This window comes from Kaistella sp., assembly GCF_049588135.1.
Lineage (GTDB): Bacteria > Bacteroidota > Bacteroidia > Flavobacteriales > Weeksellaceae > Kaistella.
In genome coordinates this window covers 1-9,594 of the sequence record NZ_JBAVFG010000099.1, presented here as the reverse complement: position 1 = coordinate 9,594, position 9,594 = coordinate 1, and the positions used below count along the sequence as shown (strand labels likewise).

The window sequence follows — 9,594 nt, the reverse complement described above, 5'->3', positions numbered from 1 at the left end:
GATTTGTGCATACTGATCCAAGTTCTTTTTTGCAGATTTCAAAACTTCTACTCTCACCATTTTATCGCCTGGAATTGTTTGCATTACTTCTGAATTCGCAATAATGTTTTTGTTAATTAGAACGGTGGGTTTATCTTTTTTGGAATAAAGAAGTTTGTCAAAACCTTGTGCCCAAATTGTTGAAAAAGAAACGAGTGTGAGCAAAAGAAAGAATTTTGTTTTCATATCGTTTTTTTTTTATTATTGATTAGCTTTTTCAAATATAACGATATTTTTCCTACGAAATCCTGAATAGTACTCAATATTAAGTTAAAATTTTTGTAATCTTTTGCAATACTCGTTATCTTAAATTCGTTGTTCCTTTTGCGGTTAAGAAAATTAAATTTAAAACAAAAAAAACTTCCGAAAATATTCGGAAGTTATATGCTCTAGTACGATTCTTTTTTTATTCCTAATTTGAATAACTCATCAATTCTTCTTTTTTGGAATTGACCATTTTGTATTCTAAATATTTAAAGGAATCTCTCGGGATAATCGTTACCCATTTTTTGTATTTCAAGTACCATTTCATTTGAATGCTCCTTAAACCTTTGGTTAGATATGCTTCTACGAAAGGATGTACATGCAAAAATAATTTACCTTTTTCGGTTTGAATTAAATTTCGGATAACTTCTTCCATGCGCTCAACCACTACAATCGGTGCTAGAATTTCTCCATCAACATTCGGATTGTCTTCTTTGGTTTTAATTACTTTTTCAGGTTTCGTTCTTTGTCGGGTTAATTGAATTAAACCAAATTTACTCGGTGGCAAAATCTTGTGTCTTGCTTTATCACGACTCATTTCTTCTTTGAAATGTTCGTATAAATCTCTTCGGTGATCGGCATTAATCATGTCAATAAAATCGACTACGATAATTCCGCCCATATCTCTCAATCGAAGTTGACGAGCGATTTCCGTAGCTGCCATTTTATTCACCGTCAAAGCATGTTCTTTGTTTGACGAACCTGCTCCTGACGAAAGGTTATTCCCCGAGTTTACATCAATAACATGGAGTGCTTCTGTATGTTCAATGACCAAATAAGCACCTTTCGAACTTGGGATATTCACGTGTTTCCCAAAACTCTGTTTCATTTGTTTTTCTACGTTATAATATTCCATCAACGGAATTGGTTTATCGTAGAATTGAACAATGTTTTTTCTTTCCGGAGCGATGACTTCGATGTAATTTCGCATATCATCAACCATCTGCTCATCATCGCAAATAATAGATACGAAATCCGCATTAAAATTATCCCGTAAAATTGCCGAAGCTTTATCTTCTTCACTCAATACTTTGCTCGGAACTTTGTTTTTCTGAAGATTTTTAAAAGCGGTTTCCCATTTCTGAATCAGTTGATTCATATCATTATGAAGTTCAGCCACTTTTTTTCCTTCCGCTACCGTTCTGATAATGACACCGAAACCTTCTGGTTTAATGCTTTCAATTAAAGTTTTTAGTCTTGTTTTCTCCTCAGAATTGGTGATTTTTTTGGAAATAGAAACGCTTTTGTCAAACGGAATTAAGACCAAAAACCTTCCGGTTAGAGAAATCTGGGTAGAAATTCTCGGTCCTTTTGTCGAAATGGGTTCTTTGGTAATTTGCAGAATAACGCTGTCGTCTTTTGCCAGAACTTTATCGATGGTTCCGTTTTTATGAATTTCTTTTTGAATTTCGAAATTCTTGAGCGATGAATTGTGTTGTCTTTTCGAAACAGTGTCTTGTAGGAACTTTTTGTAAGTAAGATATTGTGGACCTAAATCCTGATAATGGAGAAATGCATCTTTCTCATAACCAATACTTACGAAGGCCGCATTTAAATTGGGAGCGAGTTTTTTTACTTTACCGAGAAATAAATCGCCGACCACGAACTCACTTTTGTCCTCCTGCTCGTGGAGCTCGAAAAGCCGTCCGTCTTCCAGCAAGGCAATCTTAGATTGCTCGTCTTCATGTGATATAATCAGTTCTTTCTTCATTCTGTTGATAAGGGGATTAAAATATTAAGGGTCTTAGAAATTCTGAAAAAAATCAATTCTAATTGCTCAATTTTTTAATGATTTTTTGGTTTTGTTTTGTCAATACTGGTTAAATTTCATCCGTATGATAAAAACAAAAATATAGCCGGTGTAATTTTAAATAGTAAAAACACCAACTATATTGTTATATTGTAAATCGCAAAAGATTATTTTTTCTTGTGTCTATTTGCTCTTCTTCTTTTCTTTCTTTTGTGGGTCGCAACCTTGTGTCTCTTTCTTTTCTTTCCGCTTGGCATAATTTAAATTTTTTTGTTTGTAACTTATATTTATTATTTAGTTTATTACTTAACTGGTACTTTCGTTTTGATTTTCTCTACGAAAGTTTTAGAAGGTTTAAAGGCTGGGATATTATGAGCAGGGATTTCAATTGCGGTATTTTTTGAAATGTTTCTTCCTGTTTTTGCTGCTCTGGTTTTGATAATAAATGAACCGAATCCTCTTAGATATACATTATCTCCGTTATACATTGATGTTCTTATCTCCTGCATAAAAGCTTCAATAATTTTCTGGGTTTCATTCTTTTCAGTTCCCAATTTATTTGAGATGGTGTTTACCAATTCTGCCTTTGTCATTTCCTTTTTTTATTTATATTTTTGGTGTGCAAATATAATAAGAATTTTTGAAAACAAAAAAACAAAATGCTGATTTTCTTCATGTTGGTAGGAAATTACTGGATTGGTACAAAATCAATGGCAGAGATTTACCATTTAGAAAAACCAATGATCCCTATAAAATTTGGATTTGCGAAATAATTTTTCAGCAAACCCGGATAGAACAAGGTCTTAATCATTATATCAATTTTATCGAAAGATTTCCAGATGTTCAAACTTTAGCAATTGCCGAAACGGATGAGGTTTTGCTGTATTGGAAAGGGCTGGGGTATTATTCCCGTGCGTTGAATCTTCATAAAGCGGCGTTGCAGATTATGAATGATTTTAAGGGTGTTTTTCCTGAAGATTATAATGAAATTTTACAATTAAAAGGGGTAGGAAAATACACTGCTGCTGCAATTTCAAGTATTTGTTTCGGTAAAAAAATCGCAGCGGTTGATGGTAATTTTTATCGGGTTTTATCAAGAGTTTTTGCCGATGACTTTGATATTTCAAATTCCAAAGCGTTTGAGTATTTCTCTGAATTGGCTTTAAAAATGATGCCCGAAAATGAATCGGGTCATTTCAATGAAGCCATGATGGATTTAGGTTCTGAAATCTGTAAGCCGAAAAATCCGTTGTGCGAAAATTGCCCTTTAAATAAAGATTGTCTTGCTTTTAATTTAGGGAAAATTCCAAATTTTCCGGTGAAAACAAAAAAGGTAAAACCTACTGATTTAGAACTTCATTATTCTTTTATTGAATTCGATGGACAGTTTTTAATTAAACAAAGAAAAGACGATTTCATCTGGAAAAAGCTCTACGAATTTCCGATAGAGATTCCGGTAGAGTGGGAGCGGTTCGTCATTAAGCAGAAAACCATTGCACATAAACTCACCCACAAAAACTTAACGATTCAGATGAATCATATAAGATTGGAGTCGGAAGATATTTTCACCAAATTTGCTAACCAAAACGGTTTTTCAATCATCACCTTCGAAGAATCGCACCAGAAATCTTTTCCAAAACCGCTGGAAAATTATCTTGCTGATCAAATATGAAGCATGAAATTTTATAAGAATTTTACGCACTGTAATTTCCGTAGAAATTCCCGAACCCTCTTTTAAATTTCCTTTAAATATTAGTGACCAATATTTCCTTAATTTTTTCCGTATTGAAGGTAAAGTGTTTGATTGATGTTCATTCTTGAATCCGTGGCTTTTACGCATAATATTGAGTTGGTCATTAGGCATTTTTTTTCTTTATTAAAAATTTAAAACTAATTCGTATTTTTGCGCAATGTTTAAAAAACTCATTTTCACTTTTTTAGGATTTGTTTTGCTTTCATGTTCTGAAGAAACACAGCCCAAACCTTCTGGTGAACTTCGTTTAGAATATCCCACCCCGAAATATCAAAGATTCACTTCTCCGTGTAATTTTAGTTTTGAGTACTCTGATTTTGCCAAAGTTAGAGAGGCCAAAAATCCGTGTTGGTATTATATCGAATATCCGGAAATGAAAGCGAAAGTTTTTATTACCTATTTTCCCATCAAAAATGATTTTGATTTGCATGTAAGAGAATCTGAGAAAATGGTGTACGAACATACGATCAAAGCGAGTTCAATAGACACGAAATCATTTAGTTTTCCTGACCATAAAGTGTTTGGTAACTTCTATGAACTGAAAGGTCAAAGTGCGTCGAATCTTCAATTTTTTGTAACCGATTCTATGCGACATTATGTGACTGCAAATTTGTATTTCAATTCCAGACCAAAACCAGATTCATTGGCACCGGCGGTAGAATATATTAAAAATGATATGCTTCGTTTAATAGAAACCTTTGAGTGGAAAAAATAGTCATGAATAATGGGCAATAAGCAATTATTAATGAGCAATGAGTAATATTTAAAAATAAGGTATTTTTTAATAAAACGGAGTTGATTCATAAAGTGACGATTTAGGAAAGGATAAAGTATAATCCTGTTAAAAATAAAACAAATTAGATGATATCTTTTATAAGGTAGATTTTATAAAAAAAATAAAACAAATTTAAATATGAAATTATTAGTTGTTGGTTCAGTGGCGTTCGATGCGATTGAAACACCTTTCGGAAAAACAGATAAAATTTTGGGTGGCGCTGCAACCTATATCAGTATTGCTTCTTCAGTTTTGGGAGTGGAATCTGGAATTGTTTCTGTAGTGGGTGGAGATTTCCCACAAACTGATTTAGAGATGCTTTCAGGTAGAGGAGTGAATATCGAGGGAATTGAAATCATCAAAGAAGGAAAAACTTTTTTCTGGAGTGGCAAATACCACAACGATTTGAATTCTAGAGATACTTTGGTTACTGAAGTAAACGTTTTAGAAAACTTCGATCCGAAAATTCCTGAGTCAATGCAAGATGCCGAGATTTTATTATTAGGAAATCTTCATCCGGGTGTTCAGCTTTCTGTTTTAGAAAAAATGCATAACCGTCCGAAATTGGTTATTCTTGATACCATGAATTTTTGGATGGATTCCGCTTTGGATATTTTAATGCAAATGATTGCGAAGACCGATGTAATCTCTATTAATGATGAAGAAGCAAGACAGCTTTCCGGTGAATATTCATTAGTGAAAGCGGCTCAGAAAATTCACGCAATGGGACCACAATTCGTAATTATTAAAAAAGGAGAACACGGCGCGTTATTATTCCATAAAGGAAAGATATTTGCAATTCCTGCGTTGCCTTTAGAAGAGGTTTACGATCCAACGGGAGCTGGTGATACTTTTGCAGGAGGTTTTGCATCTTACTTAGCGAAGAAAGAAGATTTCTCTTTCGAAACCATGAAATCAGCCTTGATTGTAGGTTCTGCAATGGCTTCATTCACGGTAGAAAAATTCGGGACTCAGCGTTTAGAAGAAGTTACAGAAAGTGAAATGATTGAAAGAATCAATAGCTTTAAAGAATTAACTACTTTCGAAGTAAACGTTTAACTTTCCTTCAATTAAAGAATCAGAATTGCGAGAAAAACAAATTCATTCCTAAGAATGAAAAATTTAAAATTGGATTAATCTTCAAAAAAATGACAGATAAAAATATGAAAAAAATAGTCGGTGTATTGATGATGATGGTTTTCGGCGGTGGAATTTCTGCACAATATATGCTTGTGGGCAAAGACAGTATTTCGTTGGCTCAATTCAAAAAAGAAAATTTATATGGCTTAGAAAATGCCGGTGTTCAGAAGACCATTAATACGACACAAAATTTCTACTTGTTCCAGCAATTTGCTGCCGATAAAAAAGCAGATACTTTGACTTATTTCCGTGAAAGAATGTCGGAAAAAGAAGGGGAACTAAGAGGAAAATATTTTTTTCCAACACAGGTGATTGATCCGGTTTTAAATGATTTTGTTAAAGATAACCAAACCGAAAAAGAAGTGCAGGTTTTTATCTTAGAAAAAACGGTGGGTGATATCACCAATTATCAGCAGGTTTATAACGATGTGAAATCGGGTAAGATAACGATGGAAGATGCGATTTCGAAATACACAAAAGCGAATCCAAAAGCAATCTACATTAAGCCGGGAAGTCTTGATAATCAAATATATGCAGAGATTAAAATGTTGCCGAATAATACATTCACCAAATTTTTCGATACGCCTTCTTACGTCGGATTTGCCAAAGTACTGAACTCCAGACCAAGTTTGGGTTATATGATTTTTGGAACAATTTCTTTTCCTAATGATTTCGATGCTGATTCGGTAAAAGATAAAATTTACAAGGATTTAAAAGAAGGAAAAACCTTTCCCGAAGTTGCAAAATTATATGGAGCCAACGAGCATGAGAAAGATAATGGCGGCGTAATCATGGGTTCGCCAACTTTACCAGATAATGTTTATGAATTGTTCAAAGGAAAAAAAGCGGGATATTACACGCCAGAACCTTTACTCTTTGGCGATAGTTATTTTGTTTTTAATATTTATAATATTGAACCTTATGTACTAACAGAAAAAAACAGAGCATTTTTCTTGAGAGAGATGAATAACACGCTTTACGCTGAAATTTTACAAGATAAAATGACCGCTTACTTGAAAACCGATCCTTCTTATAAAGAATTTCCAGCTTTTCAACATATTAAAAAATCCTACCAAAATTTAGTTGCTGCCAAAGACAGCGAAATTCTTTATCAATATAAAAATGAAAAAGTAACCGCCGGATTTATCAAAGAAATGATCGGTGACAAAAAAGACGATGCTGCGAAATTATCACCAGCAGTTTGGGCAGAAGCTCTTAATAATATCAATTCTCAAGATGTTTTGAAAATTTACAGCCAAAACTTCACCAACATTAAAAATGTAAAAGAAGAATTAACAGCTGCGAAAAAATCACTCTATTCTGATTATATTTTCTCTAAATATTTGACCGAAGAAATTGCGAAACATCCGGAATGGCTCACCGAATATTATAACCAGAATAAATCAAAATTCATTTGGGACGAAAGAGCAGAAGGTAGAGTTGCCATCTTCGGTGATACGAAATTATCTAAAGAAATTGCTAAAGAAATAAAAAATGTGAAAGGTTGGGAGTTTTTGAAAGGGAAATTCACAGGAAAGCTTGATGACAAGAAACAAGTATTGGTGAATTTTGAAAAAGGTGAAATGTCGAAAGATGCAGAAGTATTCACCAAATACAAAGTTCCTTTTAAAACTGGCGTTCATGAAACCAAAATGGGCGATAAATTTTTGATCATCGCAATTGATAAAATCCTTGTACCATCGCAAATGACACAGGAAGAAGCCACCGAAGAATTGAAAGATGCAGTGAATGAAAAAAAACTGAATGAAATCATCGCTGAGCAAAAAGCCAAAACCCAAATTGTAGTTCAACCTGAATTCCTAAAGGATTTAGAAAAGAATTTTAAGAAATAATTATAATAAAACATGCATGTTATATCGTTTAGAATGATAATTTTGCAAATCGATAAAAAATAGATATGAACAAGAATGTAAAATTCAGCCTGCTCTTTAGCTTAATGCTCGTGTTTTTCGGCACTCTGGGCAAAGCACAATCGCACTTGAAAAAAGGAGAATTGGTTGACGGGATTGCAGTAGTCGTAGGTGATGAAATTATTTTGGAATCCGATATAGAAGATCAAGCAAACTTTGCAAAACAGCAAGGAGCCCATGTTGCAGATAAATGCGAATTTGTTGAAAGTATCATCAATAACAAACTTTTGATCTATGAAGCCAAAAGAGATACTTTGATTGAAAATCGTTCAGCAGTGATCAAAGAAAATGCAAACCAAAAATACGCTCAGATTTTAGGACAGTTTCCAGATGAGAAAGCAATGCTTGCTACCTATAAATTCCGGACCTCTTATGAGATGAAAAATGCCATTGAAAAAATCGATAGTGATAACTATTATGGACAAATGAAATATGGTAGAATCACTGATAAAGCAGATGTTACTCCCAATGAAGTAACCGATTTTTTCAATACTTTTCAATATCAACTTCCAGAAGTGAAAGATGAAGTTTCGCTTTCTCAGATTGTGATGTATCCGAAATTGACCAATGCTCATAAAGATGAAATTATTGCCCGACTCAATAAAATAAAGCAAGATATTTTAAACGGCGAATCTTTTGAAAGCCAAGCGAGAATCTATTCAGACGATCCAGGATCTGCCGCAAAAGGTGGATTGTACACCAACATCTCGAAAGGGAAAATGGTAAAACCTTTCGAAGCAGCAGCATTGAATTTACAAGAAGGAGAAATGTCAGATCCAGTAGAATCTGATTTTGGTTACCACCTCATTCAATTGGTAAAGAAAAGCGGAAAGCAATATGATGCACGTCATATCCTCTTAAAAGCTGAGCCAAATGCCGAAGAAATCAATACCGCAAAAAAAGAATTAGACAGCATTAGAACTTTAATTGTCGATGGCAAAATGAGTTTCAAAGATGCAGCTTTCCGATTTTCAGATGACAAACAAACCAAGTTCAATGCAGGAATTGTCACCGCAGAAGACGGATCAGATAAAATTGAAAAACTAAATCTTCCACCAACCATTTCTTATCAAATTGCTGGTCATAACAAAGGCGATATCACCGAAGTATTTCAAGATACTGCACCGCAAGACAGAAAAACAGTGACCATCATTAAAGTCGATGATATAATCCCAGGGCACAAACTAGATATTTTTACGGACTACAATAGAATTAAGCAAATGGCGCTCAACAAAAAGAAAAATGAAATGGTAGAAAAATGGGTAAAAGAAAAATTACCAAATGTATTTATCTCCATCAACGATCGATACAAAGATTGTAGCTTCAAAACCGACTGGCGCAAAACAGTTGCTAAATAAATTAAAATCTCTGCCCTCGCAGAGATTTTTTTATTCAACTCTATTAGAGGGATGTCTTCGCTTTAGCGAAGTCGGGGTGTGACCGTGCAGTTATTGCAAAGAACCAAGTAAAGCAATATCGATATTAGGAGCATCAAAATTTCCATTTCTTTCGAATTCAGTTCACTTTCCACTATATCTTTTTTGATGGACTCTGAGCGAAGTCGAAGAGCCCAACAAAAAAGGATGTCGCTGCAAAACAAGAAACGAGTTTCGACGATTCAAATAAAAATATAAAAAATTGAGTCAATCGGTGCTCAAAAGATGGGACGTTTTTTTGTCCGAAAATAAAAGTAAATAAATAGTGAGAAAATTTATAATAGATTGTTGCCTAAAACTTCATATTGTGTATATTTGAGAGTTATACAACATTTTATAAAGGATATTTCAAAAATATAAATAAGATATTGATAAAAAGTATTTTATTTAAATTCTAAAAAATCAACTTATTACACGAATGAACAAATTGACTAAATGGTTTCTAACGAAAGATGCAACAACAATATTCTTATTATTCTTTTTAGGTATTCCACTTTATTTATGGT

Annotated in this window: 8 protein-coding genes; 5 read left to right on the top strand and 3 right to left on the bottom strand. The window is 33.5% G+C overall.

Annotated elements, in window-relative coordinates; translation table 11 throughout:
* The 3 genes from WBY99_RS05770 to WBY99_RS05760 form a co-directional block, all read right to left on the bottom strand.
* Positions 1 to 225: hypothetical protein (locus WBY99_RS05770; RefSeq protein WP_423975383.1), on the bottom strand; the 225-nt coding region annotated here is incomplete at its 3' end.
* A gap of 226 nt (positions 226 to 451) precedes the next feature.
* Positions 452 to 2,014 (bottom strand): Rne/Rng family ribonuclease, encoded by a 1,563-nt coding sequence (locus WBY99_RS05765; protein WP_423975382.1) that lies wholly within the window; start codon positions 2,012 to 2,014, stop codon positions 452 to 454.
* Positions 2,015 to 2,355: 341 nt separating this feature from the next.
* Positions 2,356 to 2,646 (bottom strand): HU family DNA-binding protein, encoded by a 291-nt coding sequence (locus tag WBY99_RS05760; protein ID WP_423975381.1) that lies wholly within the window; start codon positions 2,644 to 2,646, stop codon positions 2,356 to 2,358.
* 47 nt (positions 2,647 to 2,693) lie between these two features.
* Here WBY99_RS05760 and mutY point away from each other — a divergent pair, with 47 nt between their 5' ends.
* The 5 genes from mutY to WBY99_RS05735 all read left to right on the top strand — a co-directional run bounded on the left by mutY (position 2,694) and on the right by WBY99_RS05735 (position 9,010).
* On the top strand, positions 2,694 to 3,725 hold the full coding sequence (gene mutY / locus WBY99_RS05755; RefSeq protein ID WP_423975380.1) for an A/G-specific adenine glycosylase: 1,032 nt from the start codon (positions 2,694 to 2,696) through the stop codon (positions 3,723 to 3,725).
* Between the two features lie 238 nt (positions 3,726 to 3,963).
* On the top strand, positions 3,964 to 4,521 hold the full coding sequence (gene gldD / locus WBY99_RS05750) for a gliding motility lipoprotein GldD (RefSeq protein WP_423975379.1): 558 nt from the start codon (positions 3,964 to 3,966) through the stop codon (positions 4,519 to 4,521).
* Between the two features lie 198 nt (positions 4,522 to 4,719).
* Positions 4,720 to 5,640: a PfkB family carbohydrate kinase gene (locus WBY99_RS05745; protein WP_423975378.1), complete on the top strand. Its 921-nt coding sequence runs from the start codon at positions 4,720 to 4,722 to the stop codon at positions 5,638 to 5,640.
* Positions 5,641 to 5,744: 104 nt separating this feature from the next.
* Positions 5,745 to 7,574, top strand: a complete 1,830-nt coding sequence (locus WBY99_RS05740) for a peptidylprolyl isomerase (protein WP_423975377.1) — start codon at positions 5,745 to 5,747, stop codon at positions 7,572 to 7,574.
* A 65-nt stretch (positions 7,575 to 7,639) separates the two neighbouring features.
* Positions 7,640 to 9,010, top strand: a complete 1,371-nt coding sequence (locus WBY99_RS05735; protein WP_423975376.1) for a peptidylprolyl isomerase — start codon at positions 7,640 to 7,642, stop codon at positions 9,008 to 9,010.
* Positions 9,011 to 9,594: the final 584 nt, after the last annotated feature.